The following is a 17,893-nucleotide window of genomic DNA, read 5'->3' on the forward strand; positions in this document are numbered from 1 at the left end:
GCGGACTAGGCTGCGTGGTTCATCTTGCAGACAGCAGGGACAGACTACTCTTGGGGGCACACATGACTTCTGCCGGTTCGCAAAAAGGCTTGTCGTTCACTGGATGGCTGGTGACGCTGGCCGTCGTTGCATTTATCGCGAGCACCGCCGCCAAAGTGGTGCCGCATTACCTCGACTATATGTCACTGAAGAAGATCATCGAGGCCGCCGGTACGGACCGGACGGCGGATATCAGCAACAGTAGCGAGTTTCATGACTATGTGGCCAAGGGCATGCAGGTCAATAACATTCGGGATGTAGATTTGAACAAGGCGTTAAGTGTGACGACGGAGAACAACAGGTTCTTCGCCCATTTGAAATACGAACAACGTGAGCCACTGATCCAGAACATTGATCTGGTGGTCAAGTTTGACCGCGAATTCAGCGTGAGTAAGCCGTGAGTGTGTCATTGAGTCGCCTGGAGCGTCAGCTCGGCTATACCTTCAAGGATCAGGACCTGATGGTTCTGGCCCTGACCCACCGCAGTTTCGCCGGACGCAACAACGAGCGTCTGGAATTTCTCGGTGATGCCATCCTCAATTTCGTGGCTGGTGAGGCGCTGTTCGAGCGCTTCCCCCAAGCCCGTGAAGGCCAGTTATCGCGCCTGCGGGCACGCTTGGTAAAGGGTGAAACCCTGGCCCTGCTGGCCCGTGGTTTCGATCTGGGCGAGTACCTGCGATTGGGGTCCGGTGAACTGAAGAGCGGCGGTTTTCGCCGCGAGTCGATTCTGGCCGATGCGCTCGAAGCGCTGATCGGTGCGATCTATCTGGATGCCGGGATGGATACCGCTCGTGATCGCGTGTTGGCCTGGCTGGCCACCGAGTTCGAAAGCCTGACGCTGGTTGATACCAACAAGGATCCGAAAACCCGACTGCAGGAGTTTCTTCAGTCGCGCGCCTGTGACTTGCCGCGTTACGAAGTGGTGGACATCCAGGGCGAACCGCATTGCCGAACGTTTTTCGTCGAATGCGAGATCACCTTATTGAATGAAAAAAGCCGGGGACAAGGTGTCAGCCGTCGCATTGCCGAACAGGTAGCCGCGGCCGCAGCCCTTATCGCCCTGGGCGTGGAGAATGGTAATGACTGATTCAACTGCAACACGCTGTGGCTACGTCGCCATCGTCGGCCGGCCAAACGTGGGCAAGTCGACGCTGTTGAACCACATCCTCGGCCAGAAGCTGGCGATTACTTCGCGCAAGCCGCAGACCACTCGCCACAACATGCTGGGCATCAAGACCGAAGGGGCCGTGCAGGCGATCTACGTCGATACGCCCGGCATGCACAAGAACAGTGACAAGGCGCTTAACCGCTACATGAACAAGACCGCTTCGGCGGCGTTGAAAGACGTCGATGTGGTGATCTTCGTAGTGGACCGCACCCGGTGGACCGAAGAGGACCAGATGGTGCTGGAGCGTGTGCAGTACGTGACCGGCCCGCTGATCGTTGCCCTGAACAAGACCGACCGCATCGAGGACAAGGCTGATCTGATGCCGCACCTGTCCTGGTTGCAGGAGCAACTGCCGAACGCGCAGATCATGCCGATTTCAGCGCAGCACGGCCATAACCTCGAAGCGCTGGAGAGAGTGATTGCCGAGTATCTGCCGGAAAACGATCACTTCTTTCCGGAAGACCAGATCACCGATCGCAGTAGCCGTTTCCTGGCTGCCGAACTGGTACGCGAGAAGATCATGCGGCAGTTGGGTGCCGAGCTTCCGTATCAGATCACGGTCGAGATCGAAGAATTCAAGCAGCAGGGCAAGACCTTGCACATCCATGCGCTGATCCTGGTCGAGCGCGATGGTCAGAAGAAAATCATCATTGGCGACAAGGGCGAGCGTATCAAGCGCATCGGTTCCGATGCCCGCCGTGACATGGAAGTGCTGTTCGACTCCAAAGTGATGCTCAATCTCTGGGTCAAGGTCAAAGGCGGCTGGTCCGACGATGAGCGCGCCCTGCGTTCGCTGGGTTACGGCGACCTGTAACACATCAAGCAGTACCCCGGCCAAATGTGGGAGCGAGCTGAGCCGTGAAGAGGGGTAGCATTCAGCAGTGATGTTGACTGGTACGCTCCCTTCGCGAGCCAGCTCGCTCCCACAGCAGTTTTACGGTCTTTGTAAAAGCGCGTTCTTCCAACGAGATCGAAATGTCCCCAACCCCGCCAGTCGGCCAGCTTGCTTACGTGTTGCACTCCCGGGCATACCGTGAGACCAGTGCGCTGGTGGATTTCCTCACCCCCCAGGGCCGTTTGCGGGCGGTGTTGCGCAGCGCGCGTGGCAAGGCGGGCACGTTGGCCAGGCCTTTCGTGCCGCTGGAAGTCGAGCTTCGTGGAAAGGGTGAACTCAAGAACGTTGGCAGGATGGAAAGCTCAGGCGTTGCCGCATGGCTTGAAGGCGAAGCATTATTCAGCGGCCTGTACCTCAATGAGCTGCTGATTCGCCTGTTACCCGCCGAAGATCCGCATCCCGGGGTCTTCGAGCATTACGCCGCAACCCTGATGGCCCTGGCCGAAGGGCGCGCGCTTGAACCCCTGTTGCGATCCTTTGAGTGGCGTCTGCTGGACGACCTGGGTTACGGTTTCGCCCTTGATGCGGATATCAACGGCGAGCCGCTGGCGGTCGACGGCATGTACCGCCTGCAGGTGGACGCCGGCCTTGAGCGCGTGTATCTGTTCCAGCCTGGTCTGTTTCAGGGGGCTGAGCTCAGAGCCATGTCCGAGGCAGATTGGAACGCGCCAGGCGCTTTGTCGGCAGCCAAACGTTTGATGCGTCAGGCGCTGGCCGTGCACCTTGGCGGTCGCCCATTGGTGAGCCGGGAATTGTTTCGCAAGCCTTGATGGCAAAGGCCACATTTGTCATTCAGCCGCAGGCGCGAGTCGCCTGTTCAGATCAGTTTTCAGGAGAACGAAGTGACCCACAGCCCCCGCATTCTGCTCGGCGTAAACATCGACCACGTGGCAACGCTGCGTCAGGCCCGTGGTACCCGTTATCCCGACCCGGTGAAAGCTGCGCTGGACGCCGAAGAGGCGGGCGCCGACGGCATTACCGTTCACCTGCGTGAAGATCGTCGTCACATTCAGGAGCGTGATGTACTGCTGCTCAAGGATGTACTGCAGACACGCATGAACTTCGAGATGGGCGTGACCGAAGAGATGATCGCGTTTGCCGAGCGCCTTCGTCCCGCGCACGTCTGCCTTGTCCCGGAAACTCGGCAGGAACTGACCACCGAAGGTGGCCTGGACGTCGCCGGCCAGGAAGCACGGATCAAGGCTGCGGTTGAGCGTCTGTCCGCCATCGGCAGCGAAGTGTCGCTGTTCATTGATGCTGACGAGCGTCAGATCGAAGCCTCGGCGCGTATCGGTGCCCCTGCCATTGAGCTGCACACCGGCCGTTATGCCGACGCCCACACGCCGACCGAAATGGCGGATGAACTCAAGCGGATTGCCGACGGTGTGGCGTTTGGTCTAAGCCACGGCCTGATCGTCAACGCCGGTCACGGCTTGCATTACCACAACGTCGAAGCAGTCGCAGCGATCAAGGGTGTCAATGAACTGAACATCGGCCACGCGCTGGTGGCGCATGCGCTGTTCGTAGGTTTCAAGTCAGCGGTGTCGGAAATGAAGGCATTGATTCTGGCGGCTGCCTCCAAAGCCTAGCAAGCTGTCGCAGCGTGCTTGCCCGCGAGCGGCGGGGTGTCAGCACTGGAAAAATCAGGCTGACTCCCCGGGCTCGCCAGCAAATCGGCTTTATGCTTTGCGCCCTACAATCACTGCACGGCGTGGCGCGGGCAGCCCTTCCATGGTTTTGCTGTGATCGTTCGGGTCGAGGAAGTCACTCAGCGACTGATACCGCATCCATTCGGTGCTGCGCTGTTCTTCGATGGTCGTGGTGCTGACATCCACGCAGCGCACATCGACGAAACCGGCACGGCGCAGCCACAGTTCCAGCGCAGGCACTGATGGCAAAAACCAGACATTGCGCATTTGCGAGTAGCGATCTTCCGGCACCAGTACCTGATGCACGTCGCCTTCGACCACCATGGTCTCCAGGACCAGTTCGCCCCCCTTTACCAGGCAATCCTTGAGCGCGAGCAGGTGATCAATAGGCGACTTGCGGTGATACAGCACGCCCATTGAAAACACCGTGTCGAAACCTTCAAGCCGCGCAGGCAGGTCCTCCAGGGCGAACGGTAGATGCCATGCAGGCAGATCAGGCAGATAACGCTGCATGGCCTGGAACTGGCAGAAAAAGAGCCAGTTCGGATCGACACCTATTACGCTGTCGGCCCCGGCCCCAAGCATGCGCCACTGGTAATAACCGTTGCCGCAGCCAACGTCCAGAATGCGCTTTCCGACCAGGTCCAGATGCGGCGACACCCGCGACCATTTCCAATCCGAGCGCCATTCGGTGTCGATGTGTACGCCAAAGACATCGAAAGGCCCCTTGCGCCACGGCGACAGGCCCATCAGTGCTGCGCGGGTCTGTTGGCCAGTTGCCTCATCGCACTCGGCGTGAAGGATGAAATCGTTCTTGAGGTCGACCCGACTCGGCAGGATGTCGGGCAGAGCATTCAAGGCGCCTTGCCAGCGCTCCAGGTCGCCGTGGCCTTTCTCCATCTTCGCGTCGAGTTGGGCCTGCAACGTTTGGGCCCAGGCATACAGCGGTGTGCCCGCAAGGCGGCGGACCAGAGGCGAGAGATCAATCATGGCAGGGCAATCAGGGAGGCGAAATTAAGGCACTGGAACCAGGGCACGACTTTGGAAAATCCGGCGGCCAGCAGGCGTTGGCGGTGTTGATCGAGGCTGTCGGGCTTCATGACGTTTTCGATAGCGCTGCGCTTCTGGGCGATTTCCAGGTCGCTGTAGCCATTGGCGCGCTTGAAGGCCATGTGCAAGTCAGTCAGCAGAGCGTGCTCTTCACCGTCGTCGAAACGCAGTTTCTCGGACAGGATCAGCGCACCTCCTGGCATCAACGACTGACGGATACGGCCAAGCAGCGCCAGACGTTGATCAGGGGCGATGAATTGCAGCGTGAAGTTCAGTGCGACCACCGAAGCAGGTTGAAATGCCAAGGCAAGGATATCGCCTTCGATGACTTCAACCGGCAGCAGCTCCTGAAACATCGAATCCTGCGCATTCAGGTATTCACGGCAACGCTCGACCATAGCGGTGGAGTTGTCGATGGCGATCACCTGGCAGTCTTCGGTACGTACATGGCGACGCAGTGCCTGTGTGACTGCGCCCAGCGAACTGCCCAGGTCATAAAGAACACTGTGGGGTTGCGCGAACTGCGCCGCGAGCACGCCGAGATTCTCGACGATGGTCGGATAGCCCGGCACCGAACGCTTGATCATGTCCGGGAACACCCGCACCACGTCCTCATTGAAAGCGAAGTCAGGCACCTGCGACAGGGGCTGGGCAAATAGGCGGTCGGGTTGTTGGCTCACGGCGATTCCGATGGAGAGGGCGAGATGGATAAAACCAAAAGTCCGGCATTTTAGCCAATTGTGCCGCGAAGCCGAAACCTCATCTCATCGTTCGCCGATCCCTGACCGCAATCTTCCCTGACCACGGCGGGAAACCACGCATCTATGCTGCCAGGACCCCAGCTCCACCTCTATGTCCCGTTGCGCTTGAGCCAGTGCTTGCGTCAGGCCCTTGCTGTCAAGCCGGGCGCAATAGGCAGGCTTGGCCCGTTCAAAACGCCAGTTGTCATCCAGGCCGCCTGCGTCCACGGCATCGAAGTCTATCTGGTTGAGCAGTTCCGCAACCTGCTGAGTGGCGGCTGCATCGTCGCTGGCAACTGGCAGCGCGCGGCGGTCCTCTGCACCTTGTGTGCGAGCATCGCTGAGCAAGTCTGTGGAATGTTCAGGTGAGCGGGCGGCTGCGGATCACTGAGAGCAAGGCGCTGTTAGCCGCAGCTATCGATGGATTCGGCGTGTTGCAAGGTCCCGCGGACTTCCTGCAGCCAGCCATTGCGGCAGGCGAGCTGGCGCCGTTATTAAGGGAATTTGAAATCCCGGCGCAGCAAATGCACCTGCTTTGCCCGGTCGACCGGCAGCGAACCGCCAAGCTCAGGTGTTTTATCGATGCGGCGGTGGCGTATTTTGCCCCGCCAGAACAGCGATGAGGCGCCTGCTAGTTCACCGTGATCGCACAGTCAAAGGTGCGCTCTGGCCGCACTTCTGGCGCCCACGGCTGTTGATAGACCATTAGCAGATGGCCGGTGCCTGCAGTGGCAGCCTTGTAGCGCCAGACCGACTGACCCGAGGTTCCGACCATGCCGTCGTCTTGCGAAGCGTTGAACACTTCCGGGCCCAACGCGTTGAGGATCGAAGGGGCGGGGTTTTGTATCAGCCAGCGGTGTCCGGTGGTGGGATTGCTGGGGAGCATGAGCATCAGGGTCTGACCGGTCTTGAGGGTGATCGGACAGTCTTTCTGATCTTCCAGCGACACGATCTGTTTCGGCTGTTGGGCACAGGCGGCCAGCAGGGCGAGGCTGAGCGGGGCAAGCAGGCGGGCAGGGGTCATGGAGGCTCCGGTCGTAGGCAACAGATGACCGAGCATAACCGAAGATGGGGGGGATGCTAACCGGGTGTGCGGGAACCAGCGCTGTGAGGCGAGGGTGCTGGCGAAAGTGGCAGTGCAACCGATGAATCCATCGACTGCACGGATGTCCCCTCGAGCACGCTCACGCTCACAGGCTTTGATGCGTCTGTGAGAGCCAGCGCCTTGCTTAGAACAGCACCTTGGCCACGTCCGAGAAGCGTTTGGCGAAGTGCACCGTGATGCCTTCTTTCAAGTAATCGGGCAGTTCTTCGAAGTTGCCCCGGTTCGGCTCGGGCAGAATCAGCTCGAAGATCTTCTGCCGCCGCGCCGCAATAACCTTCTCGCGCACGCCGCCAATCGGCAGTACGTGCCCTGTCAGGGTCAGCTCACCGGTCATGGCCACGCCCTTCTTCGGCGCCTGGTTGCGCGCCAGCGAGAGCAATGCGCTGGCGATGGTCACCCCTGCGCTTGGACCGTCTTTGGGTGTTGCGCCTTCCGGCACGTGAAGGTGAACGAAGGCCTCGTCGAAGAACGCTTTATCGCCGCCAAACTTCGCCAGATTCGAACTCACGTAGCTGTAGGCGATTTCTGCGGATTCTTTCATCACATCGCCCAACTGCCCCGTGAGCTTGAAGCCGCGGTTGAGGGTGTGGATCCGCGTCGCTTCGATGGGCAAGGTAGCGCCGCCCATGCTGGTCCAGGCAAGGCCGGTAATCACGCCGACGCCGGACAGCACCTGCTCGCTGCGGAACACCGGCATCCCCAGCGAGGCCTCCAGATCCTTAGGCCCAAGCTTCACTACCGAATCTGGGTTATCCAGCAGCTTGACTACAGCCTTGCGCACCAGTTTACCCAGCTGTTTCTCCAGTTGCCGCACACCAGCCTCGCGTGCGTAACCTTCGATCACGGCACGTAAGGCACTGTCGCTGATGGTCAGGCTGTTTTTCGACACGCCGGCCTTATTCAACTGCTTGGGCCACAGATGGCGTTTGGCAATGGCGAGTTTTTCCTCGGTGATGTAGCCGGACAGGCGTATCACTTCCATCCGGTCCAGCAACGGTCCGGGGATGGAGTCCAGTGTGTTGGCGGTACAGACGAACAGCACTTTGGACAAATCCAGGCGCAAGTCCAGATAGTGGTCGAGGAATTCGACGTTCTGTTCCGGGTCCAGGGTTTCCAGCAGCGCCGAGGCCGGGTCACCCTGATAGCTTTGGCCCATCTTGTCGATCTCGTCGAGCATGATGACCGGGTTCATCACTTCCACTTCCTTGAGCGCCTGCACCAGCTTGCCCGGTTGGGCGCCGATGTAGGTACGACGGTGGCCCTTGATTTCTGCTTCGTCGCGCATGCCGCCGACGCTGAAGCGATAGAAAGGACGGCCAAGGGATTCAGCGATGGATTTGCCGACGCTGGTTTTACCCACCCCCGGCGGGCCGACCAGCAATACGATGGAGCCAGCGATTTCGCCTTTGTAGGCGCCAACCGCGAGGAATTCGAGGATGCGGCTCTTAATATCGTCAAGCCCGGCGTGATGCTGATCGAGCACCTTGCGTGCGTGCTTAAGGTCCAGCTTGTCCTGGCCGAACACGCCCCACGGCACCGAGCTGGCCCAGTCCAGGTAATTGCGAGTGACCGCGTATTCCGGTGACCCGGTCTCCAGCACCGACAGTTTGTGCAACTCTTCATCGATGCGTTTGCGGGCTTGCGGCGGGAGGGTTTTGCCGGCCAGTCGCTCTTCGAACTGTTCGATGTCGGCGCTGCGATCGTCTTTGGTCAGGCCCAGCTCTTGCTGAATGACCTTGAGCTGTTCCTTGAGGAAGAACTCGCGCTGATGCTCGCCGATCTTGCGGTTTACCTCGGCGGAGATTTCTTTCTGCAAGCGCGCGACCTCGACTTCCTTGCGCAGCATCGGCAGCACCTTCTCCATGCGCCTGAGCACAGGCACGCAGTCGAGCACTTCCTGCAGCTCGACCCCGGTGGCCGAGGTGAGGGCGGCTGCAAAGTCAGTCAGCGGCGATGGGTCGTTCGGGCTGAAGCGGTTGAGGTAGTTTTTCAACTCTTCGCTGTACAGCGGGTTAAGCGGCAGCAGTTCCTTGATCGCATTGATCAGCGCCATCCCGTACGCCTTCACCTCATCGGTGGGCTCGTTGGGCTGGTGCGGGTACTCGACTTCCACCAGAAACGGTGGGCGATGATGCTTGAGCCAGGTTTTGATGCGTACGCGGCTCAACCCCTGGGCGACAAACTGCAACTTGCCGTTCTCGCGACTGGCGTGGTGCACCTTCACCAGCGTGCCGTACTCAGGCAGCGCCTTGGTGTCGAAGTGACGAGGGTCGTCCGGTGGCGTGTCCATGAAGAACAGTGCCAGGGAGTGGTGATCCGATTTACTCACCAACTCAAGCGTTTCAGCCCAGGGCTCTTCGTTGACGATGACCGGCAGGACCTGCGCCGGAAAAAACGGACGATTGTGAATCGGGATGATGTAGACCTGGTCCGGAAGGTTCTGGCCAGGCAGGGCGAGGCGTTTGTGATCTGAGCCGATGACTTCGTGTTCGTGATCGCCGTCATCGGACGGGTGATTGGAGTCAGCTTGCTGGTCGCTCATGGGGCACCTGCATAAATGGAGATGAGGCTTAGATGGGGCGGGCGTGCTCAGGTTTCAATAGTTGTGGTCGATAGCGGTGAATAGGCACGCCATTGAGCGATGCCGTATTGACTCTTCAGAGGCCGGCCGGTAAACCTGATCCTGCGCCCAGAGCGGACATGGACCCGCGCGATCAGCGCTTTGCTCCTCATGTACTCGCCATACGGACGGGCACTCAGATCAGATTCCCCAACAGTGACAACATCCGCCGCCAGGTGTACTTCTTTTCTCCGGCAAAACGTTTCGAATTGCGTCTTCATGGCGGCACGTCGTCTGATCCTGTGCTCTTCGACAAGCTGCGCGTGGTTGTGCTGTGCTGCAATATCCATGACGGGATGTTGGGCTATGTTTATGTAACCGACGATCCCTGGTTCGGCGTGAGCAATGACCAAGGTTTGCTAACGCTCGATCCACTGTCTGAAGGCCACTCTGTGGCGACACTGTGGCACCGACAGGCACCCAAGATGCCGCCTGTGCCAAGAGGCGAAATCGACACTCCGGCCGCGGGCCTGCATCAGCGCTTGAGCATTGCCGTGCAGCCCAAAGGTGATCAAATGCCCGCAGCGCCGCCGCCCAGTGCGTTCGGCGGTGCCTTCAATAAAGCCGCCCATAGATGAAATTACGCACTAGCTTTCAGGCACGCATTGCAGGTGTGCTGATCATCCTGCTATTGATCGTGGTCTCGGCCGTGTTCATCGCCGTGAGGGCTGCGACCCAAGACGCCGTTCGCAAGCAAGCCCGGGCGCAGCTGGAAGTTGGCACGCGGGTTTTCCAGGGCTTGCTGGAAATGCGCGGCAAGCGCCTGCGCGATGCTGTGCAATTGCTCTCCACCGACTTCGGGTTTCGGGAGGCGGTGGCTTCGGCAGATGCGGCGACGATTCACTCGGCGCTGATCAATCATGGTGCCCGCATCAACGCCAATGACATGTTCTTGCTGGACATGGATGGCAAAGTGCTGTCCAGCACCCTGGCACAGATTCCCGAAGGCTCGCCGTTCCCTTATACCCAAGCGCTGCGCGACCTGAAATCGCGCAATCAGTCGATGCTGATCGTGCCCTTGCAAGGCAAACCGCATCTGCTGGTCGAAAGCGTCGTGCTGGCGCCGCTGCAGATTGCGCGGGTCGTCATGGGATTCAGCATGGACGATGATCTGGCGCAGGAGCTGCGTTCGCTCAGCGGCTTGCAGGTTTCTTTTCTTTCGGTCGTTCATCAATTGCCCGGCCAGATCATCAGTACTCAGCCGCAACCCCTTCATGACGGCCTTCGCAGTGTGATGCTAAGTCGCACCGGTGACCCGATGCAGATGACCGAGCATGCTCACCAGCGCTTTCTGAGCGAACGTCTGAGCCTTGGCAATACCGGCGACGGCGATGGCGATCAGGTCGTTGCCTTATTACAGAGTCCGCTGGATCAGGCCATGCAGGCTTTCGCTCCGCTGGACCAGAAACTGTTCTGGATCACTGTGATTGCGATGGCGGGGTCATTGATCGGGACCTTGCTTCTGGCGCGCAGCGTTTCGCTACCGGTGCAGGCCCTGGCGGCGGCTGCCGAGCGTATCGGCAAAGGCGATTACAGCACCCCGGTGGCGCTGGCGCGTAGAGACGAGCTGGGGTTGCTCGCCGGTGCCATCAACTTGATGCAGAGCGGGATTGCCGAGCGCGAGCGGCAACTGGCACACAATGCCCTGCACGACGGGCTTACCGGGCTGCCCAACCGGGCGTTGGTCATGGAGCGTCTGGGCAGTGCGATTACCGCCCGGCGCCCCGTGGCTCTGCTGTATCTGGGGATTGAAAATTTTCGCTCCATCAATGACAGCATCGGCCCGGAAGGTATGGAGCAGCTATTGCAAATCCTCGGTCGCCAGTTGCAATTACCGCTGCGCCTCGGCGATACAGTGGCGCGTCTTTCGGGCAACGAATTTCTGCTGCTGCACAACGCAGGCACCGACAGCGCAGTGGCGGTTGCGGACAGTCTGCAACGGCTGTTGCGCAAGCCGCAGCGGGTCATTGATCACGATATTTCGCTGGATATCTGCATCGGCATCGCGGCATACCCGGCCAACGGTGATTCGCCTTCAGAGCTGGTCACGCGCGCATCCATCGCACGTCAGGACGCCACGCAGTTGCCGGGTCGCCTGCAGGTCTACAAAGACGGCAGCGACCTTGCGCACCAGCGGCAGATCAGCCTGATTCGCGACGTGCGGCATGCTGCGCGCAATGGCGAACTGATGCTGCACTTCCAGCCCAAGCTGGACATCCGCAACGGCGTGGTACGTCAGGCGGAAGCGTTGCTGCGCTGGCGGCACCCGCAGTTCGGAAACGTCTCGCCAGCAGAATTCATCGTTCTGGCCGAGCGCACGGGCAGCATCCAGATACTCACTCGCTGGGTGATGGAAGAGTCGATGCGTCAGCTCGCCGAATGGAACCATCGAGGTCTGCATATACAGCTTTCGGTGAACATTTCTGCCGATGACCTGCTCAGCGACGAACTGGCACCTCGCGTCTCGGACCTGCTAAAGCTGTATCGGGTGCCTGCCGAGCAGCTGATATTCGAGATCACGGAAAGCGCGGTCATGCGCGAGCCTGAGCATGCCTTGAAAGTGCTCAATCGTCTGCGTGGGTGCGGCATCAGCCTGTCAGTGGATGACTTCGGCACAGGCTATTCGTCGCTGGCGCATCTGAAACGTTTGCCGGTGCAGGAACTGAAGATTGACCAATCTTTCGTGCGCAATCTGGACGAGACCAGCGAGGATGCGGTGATCGTCCGTTCAACCATCGAAATGAGCCACAACCTGGGCCTCAAGGTGGTTGCCGAGGGTGTCGAATATGAACACAGTCTGCGCTTGCTGAAGCGCTGGCATTGCGATACCGCGCAGGGTTACCTGATCAGCCTGCCGCTCACGGCTACGGCGTTCGAGGCCTGGATGGCCAAGGCTCGCAGCTTACCGATCTGATGGCCTACGGCGGCTGCGCTACAGTCGGGCTAACCAAACCGGTTTGCTGGGCTTTGGTGGCGATCATCGTGACACCCACAGTGTGCTGAAGGAGGGCTCGGTGGCCCTGCTGTGCTTTGGTAGAAAACCTTATCAATGCGATGGAAGACCAGCCTTCCCCGGCTGTCGCACAGCTCCAGCAGATCCTGCAGGGATTGAGTCAATCGTCAAATCCTGATCCTGCCTTTGATCTTCGTGCGCGCCAGCCCATACGACACAATCGCGGCCTGTATGAGGGAACCCGACGCAGTCGGGCAAGCCAGGAGCAAAGCGGTTTTGGTTACTTTTGGGGCGTTTTTGGCAAAAGTGAACCGTTGTAAAAGCGGAGCCACTCTATACATCGACCCGCTAACGGATATACACACAGAAGCCCGTCCCCCAAAACCACCCACAAAAAAGGCAGTCACCTCACGATGACCGCCTTTTCGCTCTACTGCGCTACTTCAAAACCTGTCCGGCCAAATCACTCCGGCAGTTTGTAGGCAATGATGTAATCCCCCATGCGAGTCCCCAGCGAACCATGGCCCCCTGCAACGATCAGCACGTACTGCTTGCCGTCCTTGCCGGTATAGGTCATCGGCGTCGCCTGCCCACCTGCTGGCAGACGTCCAGCGAACAGCTCTTTGCCGGTTTTCACGTCATAGGCGCGCAGGTACTGGTCCAGCGTACCGGCCAGGAAGCCAACGCCACCTGCGGTCACCATCGAACCACCCATGCTTGGAACACCCACCGGCAGGCCGATTGGCACTGGCGTGTTGTCGCGGCTGGTGCCGTTCTTGTGCTTCCACACCACCTGGTTGGTGGTCAGGTCGACCGCCGCAACGTTACCCCACGAAGGCGCCTGGCACGGCATACCGATCTGCGACATCAGCGGGTGCATGATCACCGCGTAGGGTGCGCCAGTGTTTGGCTGCACGCCGCTGGTTTCGCTTTCACGCTTGCTGCCGGCGTCGACTTTGGCGCGTGGCACCAGCTTGGACACGAAGGCCATGTAGTTGGGGCTGGTGAACATCAGCTGACGAACCGGATCGACAGAAACGGCGCCCCAGTTAAACACCCCCACGTTGCCCGGATAGATGATGCTGCCCTGCTCGGATGGAGGTGTGTATTGGCCTTCGTAACGCAGTTCCTTGAACTGGATGCGGCACAGCATCTGGTCAAAGGCAGTCGCCCCCCACATGGACTTTTCAGTCAGCTCAGGTGGCAGCATGTTCAGTTGCGAGCGTGCCTGAGTCGGCGAGGTGTGGTCGCCCTGAGCGGCGCCCGTCGGCGCAGGGACTTCGTCGATCGGCACGATCGGTGTACCGTCGCGACGGTCCAGCACGTACAGGCTGCCTTGCTTGGTCGGCTGAATCACGGCTGGCTTCACGCCATCCTTGGTTTTCAGATTGATCAGCGTTGGTTGGCTCGGTACGTCCATGTCCCACAGGTCATGGTGGGTGAACTGATAATTCCAGCGCACCTTGCCAGTGTTCACATCAAGTGCCACCAGACCTGCGCTGAACTTCTCGGCGCCAGGCGTACGGTCGGCGCCGTACTGGTCAGGCATCTGATTGCCCAAAGGCAGGTACACCAGACCCAGTTTCTCGTCGACGCTGGCCAGCGACCACATGTTCGGTGCGTTGCGCGAGTAGAACTGGTCGGCCGCGATCGGCGTGGTAGCGTCCGGATTGTTGGCGTCCCAGTTCCACACCAGGTGACCGTCGTGCACGTCATAGGCGCGGATCACCCCGGACGGCTCATTGGTCGACTCGTTGTCGGTCACGTGCCCGCCGATGATGATCAGGTTACGAGTGATCGCCGCGGGGGAGGTGGAGTAGTAACCACCGGCGGTGAACGGGCCGATGTTGGTGCGCAGGTCGATGGCGCCTTTGTTGGCGAAGTCTTCGCAGACCTTACCCGTGTCGGCGTTCAACGCGATCAAACGCGCATCGGCAGTCGGCAGGTACAGGCGACGCGGGCAGGAAGTAGCGATGGCAGTGCCAGCAGCCGACAGCGCGGCAGCAGGTGCGCTTACCTCGGATTTGGCGTAGGTCGCCTCGTCGTAGTAAGAAACCCCACGGCAGGTCATATGCGCCCAGCCAGTGAAGTTTTTGGCGCCTTCTTTGGAAATTTGCGGGTCATACGACCAGATCGTTTTACCGGTGTCTGGATCCAGTGCGAGCACTTTGCTGTGCGGCGTACAGGCATAGACCATGCCGTTGACCTTCAGCGGGGTGTTTTCGTTGGTCAGCTCGACCGGGTCCTCAGCACTCGGCAGATCGCCAGTGCGGATGCGCCAGGCTTCCTGCAACTTGCCGACGTTCTGAGGCGTGATCTGCTTCAGCGGCGAGTAGCGATTGCCGTGCTCGGAGCGACCATAAGCCTGCCATTCGCCATCGGGCATTGGCTGGGGATCGTACGCGACACCTGCATCATCACGGTCCAGGGTGCCTTTGATTTCACCCGGGCTGGTGAACTGGCTGGCAATTGCCGTCAGACCGGCCAGTACCACCGCGATGCTCAAGGCCACAGTTGGCAAACCGCCAGGCTGGCCGTGCAGCACAGGGCGACGGAACCAGGGCAACAGCATGACGATGCCCAGTACGAACCAGAGCGACAGACGTGGCACCAACTGCCACCAATCCAGGCCGACTTCCCACAAGGCCCAGGCCGTGCTCGCAAACAGCACCACTGCGAACAGACCCAGGGCCGAACGGCGGCCCATGATCAGCAGCACGCCGGTGAGGATGAAGCCGATCCCGGTCAGCAGGTAGTACAGCGACCCGCCCAGTGTCAGCAGTTTGATACCCCCGGCCAATAAGGCCAGGCCCATGATCAGAATCACCAGCCCGAGCAAGCTCGGGAGCAGGCGACCCTTACCGAAAGCACCGTCAGTGCTCATAGTGTTGTACTCCGTAACGATTAAGTGGTTGACGCTTGTTCTTTTTCGTTTTGTCGACTCGAACCGTTTGAATCCGCTTCATGAACGCTAGTTCCTGAAATGCGATACAGAAAGGTTAAATAAGCCGATCAGAACGAAAATTGAATCTTTAATCTGAACGCCAGCGCCTCATCGACCGGATGTACACCCCAGTAGATGAACTGATCTGAAATGCGCTCGTGGCTGATGTTGTCGCCTGAAATCGCGACATTTCGGATGGCTTGGCATAAGGCAGTGAATTCTTTTCGAGTTATCGGGCGGCAAGGGCAGCGCTGTTCGCGTCAGTTTCTGGGAAGACGTCGAGGGATGAACGACAAACGCTTCAAGCGATCCAGCGTTTAGGGCGGCGATGATAGGGCCCTAACAATCTTTTAAAAAGTCGAATTTTCAACATGAATCATTGCCGCTTTGGTAACAGTTGCACTCATGCGGGATGACGTTATCCCCTAGCTTTTATAGGGGATAAGCGAATTATTTGACTTGCGAGCGGAATGTACCGTTACAGAAGGCGTACAGATGAAGAGTAAAATGTGCTCCAGCTTGTAGGAATCGGCTTGCTGGCGAATGCATCAGGTCAGGCAACCCATTCGTCGCCAAACCCTCGGTTGGCCAGCAAGCCAGCGCCTCCAGACGGTGTTCACGCCTTTGTCATGCTAAGAGCGTCAGAACGTGGTCCTCAACCCGACCCCGATACTTCGCCCTTGCGCCGGTGCGATGTCGCGCAGGATCGAGCTGGCATAACGTACTGTCTGGTTGGTCAGGTTCTCGCCATTGACGAAGGCCAGCCACTGACTCCCACCCACGTTGAATGTGTAACCGGCGCTGGCGCCCAGCGTGGTGTAGCCGTCGGTGCCGGTCTCGTTGTCCGGCACGCGCCCTTGTGACGCTGCATGCTCGACGTCGATTCTCGCCTGCCATTTGTCCAGCGCCCACAGCAGGCCGCTGTTCAAGCGTAGCGGGGCAATGCGCGGCAGGGCTTCGCCGGTGTTCAGGTTCTTGGCGCGGGTGTAATCGCCTGACAGCTCCAGAGCGAATTTTCCGTATCGGCTTTCGCCCAGTGTCCAGTGGTCCTGCGCCTCAAATCCGGCAAAGCGTGCGCGCACACCGGAGTAGGTGTATTCCGGAATGCCATCCGCGTCTTCCTCAGCGTCGTCGTTCAGCGTACGGCCAGTTCCCAGCAAGCCGATGTAATTGGAGAAGTGGCTGTAGAACACACCAACGCTGCCCTTGTGAGTGCCATTGTCGAAACGTAGCGCCAAGTCGCTGGAGACGGCTTTTTCTTTCGACAGACTGGCATCGCCTACTTCATAGGTGCCGGTGGCGACGTGGGCGCCGTTGGCATACAGCTCGTAGAACGTCGGGGCGCGTTCGGTATACCCAAGCGTCGCCGCCAGCGACCAGACCGGGGTCAACGTATACACCGCACCGGATGAAAGACTCCCTGCGGTGAAACGGCTGGAGCGATCGGCATTGACGAAGCGTTCGTTGCCCTTGCTGTTCGGGGCGACGGTCGTGTGCTCCAGACGACCACCCAGGCTGAGTTTCAAGCGTTCGGTGGCCTGCAATTCTTCGAGAATGAACAGCGCACCCGCGTCGGTAGCGGTCTGCGGCACGAAAGCTTCTTCACCCAGAGCCGAAAATTCGCTACGGGTGACTTGTGCGCCGATCACGCCATTGAGCGGGCCGATGGGTTGATGCCGCGCTTGGACCCGGGTCTCGTAACCCTTGTTCTTGAACGTGGTGCCGACTTCTCCGTCCTCGATCTCCATGTGCTTGTATTCGGTGTAACCGGCATCGAGCTTGACCGAACTGAACGGTCCCGAGAGGTTGCGGATTTCCGAGGCGAAGGCGTAGTGGTCCTGCTTCATGCGGATGCGTACGTCCTGCTCGGCGGGCGATCCGTAATTGGCGTCGTAGTTGCTGTACGAGAGCCCGGCGTAGCCATCCTCCCAGGTGTAAGACCCGCCAATGGCGCCGCCATCCTGACGCCCGTCGCTGTTGCCCAGGCGGTGCTTTTTGTCATTACCATCAGAATCGCGGGCGCGCTCGTCGGCAGTACGCGCGTAGCCGGGAATTTTCAGGTCGTTGAATGCACGGGCATTGGCGTCCAGGTGCAGGGCGAACGTACCGTTGCCGGCCTCCAGTTTGCCTGCACTGCTGCGCGTGGTGTCGGCGCCGCCGTAGCGCAGTTCACCTGCACCCTGGATGCCTTCGATGGCTTCGGTCGGGATGCGGTTGTCGAAGGTGTTGACCACGCCGCCGATGGCGCTACCGCCGTAGAGCAGGGCCGCCGGGCCGCGGACGATTTCGATGCGGTCAACGTTGACCGGGTCCAGCGGCACGGCGTGATCGTAGGACAGCGATGAAGCGTCCAGCGCGCCCACGCCATTGCGCAGCAGGCGAATGCGATCACCATCCAGGCCACGAATGATCGGTCGACTGGCGCCCGGGCCGAAATAGGACGAAGACACGCCTGGCTGTTTGTTCAATGTCTCGCCGAGACTGCCCTTTTGCTGCAGCGTCAGCTCATCGCCGGTCAGTACCGTGCTGGGGGATGCCGACTGACTGCTGCCCAGCGGGTTGGCAGTAATGGTCTGTTGTTCAAGTTCGATGGCGTAAGTCGGGGAGGCGATCAGCAAAGCAGTGGCCAGCGGCGTCAGTCGCCAGACGCAAGATTTGGATGGACGGGACATGCAGCATTTTCCTTGGCAGGGTGAGACTCAAAGATTTAGTTTTCGAATTGTTATAACA

The 17,893-nt window shown here is 59.6% G+C and carries 14 protein-coding genes and 2 pseudogenes; 9 read left to right on the forward strand and 7 right to left on the reverse strand.

What is annotated here, in order from left to right; translation table 11 throughout:
• The first annotated feature begins 62 nt into the window (after positions 1–62).
• From EC915_RS06785 to pdxJ, 5 genes are all read left to right on the forward strand, one after another.
• Positions 63–440 carry a DUF4845 domain-containing protein gene (locus EC915_RS06785; RefSeq protein WP_133749762.1) on the forward strand — a complete coding sequence of 126 codons (378 nt, stop codon included), beginning with the start codon at positions 63–65 and terminating at the stop codon, positions 438–440.
• Positions 437–1,126: a ribonuclease III gene (gene rnc / locus EC915_RS06790; protein ID WP_133749763.1), complete on the forward strand. Its 690-nt coding sequence runs from the start codon at positions 437–439 to the stop codon at positions 1,124–1,126. The genes EC915_RS06785 and rnc overlap by 4 nt, the downstream gene beginning before the upstream one ends.
• Positions 1,119–2,021 carry a GTPase Era gene (gene era, locus EC915_RS06795; RefSeq protein ID WP_133749764.1) on the forward strand — a complete coding sequence of 301 codons (903 nt, stop codon included), beginning with the start codon at positions 1,119–1,121 and terminating at the stop codon, positions 2,019–2,021. Before rnc ends, era begins: the two co-directional genes overlap by 8 nt.
• Positions 2,022–2,182: 161 nt before the next feature.
• On the forward strand, positions 2,183–2,872 hold the full coding sequence (recO, locus tag EC915_RS06800) for a DNA repair protein RecO (RefSeq protein ID WP_133749765.1): 690 nt from the start codon (positions 2,183–2,185) through the stop codon (positions 2,870–2,872).
• A gap of 72 nt (positions 2,873–2,944) precedes the next feature.
• Entirely contained in the window at positions 2,945–3,691 is a 747-nt protein-coding gene (gene pdxJ / locus EC915_RS06805; RefSeq protein ID WP_133749766.1) for a pyridoxine 5'-phosphate synthase, read from the forward strand.
• Positions 3,692–3,781: 90 nt separating this feature from the next.
• Here pdxJ and cmoB read toward each other — a convergent pair whose 3' ends face one another.
• The 3 genes and pseudogenes from cmoB to EC915_RS06820 all read right to left on the reverse strand — a co-directional run.
• Positions 3,782–4,741: a tRNA 5-methoxyuridine(34)/uridine 5-oxyacetic acid(34) synthase CmoB gene (cmoB, locus tag EC915_RS06810; protein ID WP_133749767.1), complete on the reverse strand. Its 960-nt coding sequence runs from the start codon at positions 4,739–4,741 to the stop codon at positions 3,782–3,784.
• Complete coding sequence (gene cmoA, locus EC915_RS06815; protein WP_133749768.1) at positions 4,738–5,481, reverse strand: carboxy-S-adenosyl-L-methionine synthase CmoA; 744 nt, start codon at positions 5,479–5,481, stop codon at positions 4,738–4,740. The genes cmoB and cmoA overlap by 4 nt, the downstream gene beginning before the upstream one ends.
• 84 nt (positions 5,482–5,565) lie before the next feature.
• Positions 5,566–5,892: pseudogene (locus tag EC915_RS06820) on the reverse strand (hypothetical protein); the annotation flags it as partial.
• Between the two features lie 14 nt (positions 5,893–5,906).
• On the opposite strand from EC915_RS06820, the gene EC915_RS06825 reads away from it, so the two are divergent.
• On the forward strand, positions 5,907–6,164 hold the full coding sequence (locus EC915_RS06825) for a LysR substrate-binding domain-containing protein (protein ID WP_256658672.1): 258 nt from the start codon (positions 5,907–5,909) through the stop codon (positions 6,162–6,164).
• An 8-nt stretch (positions 6,165–6,172) separates the two neighbouring features.
• On the opposite strand, the gene EC915_RS06830 is transcribed toward EC915_RS06825, so the two are convergent.
• Together EC915_RS06830 and lon are read right to left on the reverse strand one after the other, a co-directional pair.
• Positions 6,173–6,565: a protease inhibitor I42 family protein gene (locus EC915_RS06830; protein WP_133749771.1), complete on the reverse strand. Its 393-nt coding sequence runs from the start codon at positions 6,563–6,565 to the stop codon at positions 6,173–6,175.
• Positions 6,566–6,770: 205 nt separating this feature from the next.
• The gene (gene lon / locus EC915_RS06835; RefSeq protein WP_133749772.1) at positions 6,771–9,188 is read right to left on the reverse strand and encodes an endopeptidase La; all 2,418 of its coding nucleotides are present in this window, start codon (positions 9,186–9,188) and stop codon (positions 6,771–6,773) included.
• Between the two features lie 80 nt (positions 9,189–9,268).
• Here lon and EC915_RS06840 point away from each other — a divergent pair, with 80 nt between their 5' ends.
• The 3 genes and pseudogenes from EC915_RS06840 to EC915_RS25150 form a co-directional block, all read left to right on the forward strand.
• Complete coding sequence (locus EC915_RS06840; RefSeq protein ID WP_133749773.1) at positions 9,269–9,844, forward strand: methylamine utilization protein; 576 nt, start codon at positions 9,269–9,271, stop codon at positions 9,842–9,844.
• Positions 9,841–12,180 carry an EAL domain-containing protein gene (locus EC915_RS06845; RefSeq protein WP_133749774.1) on the forward strand — a complete coding sequence of 780 codons (2,340 nt, stop codon included), beginning with the start codon at positions 9,841–9,843 and terminating at the stop codon, positions 12,178–12,180. Before EC915_RS06840 ends, EC915_RS06845 begins: the two co-directional genes overlap by 4 nt.
• 13 nt (positions 12,181–12,193) lie before the next feature.
• Positions 12,194–12,292 (forward strand): annotated as a pseudogene (locus tag EC915_RS25150) (DUF3034 family protein); the annotation flags it as partial.
• Between the two features lie 390 nt (positions 12,293–12,682).
• Here the strand turns inward: EC915_RS25150 and EC915_RS06855 are convergent.
• Together EC915_RS06855 and EC915_RS06860 are read right to left on the reverse strand one after the other, a co-directional pair.
• Positions 12,683–15,103 carry a glucose/quinate/shikimate family membrane-bound PQQ-dependent dehydrogenase gene (locus EC915_RS06855; protein ID WP_133749775.1) on the reverse strand — a complete coding sequence of 807 codons (2,421 nt, stop codon included), beginning with the start codon at positions 15,101–15,103 and terminating at the stop codon, positions 12,683–12,685.
• Positions 15,104–15,804: 701 nt separating this feature from the next.
• Complete coding sequence (locus EC915_RS06860; protein ID WP_133749776.1) at positions 15,805–17,835, reverse strand: TonB-dependent receptor; 2,031 nt, start codon at positions 17,833–17,835, stop codon at positions 15,805–15,807.
• Positions 17,836–17,893 lie beyond the last annotated feature (58 nt).

Origin of the sequence: Pseudomonas sp. LP_7_YM (assembly GCF_004364435.1) — a bacterium.
Classification (GTDB): domain Bacteria; phylum Pseudomonadota; class Gammaproteobacteria; order Pseudomonadales; family Pseudomonadaceae; genus Aquipseudomonas.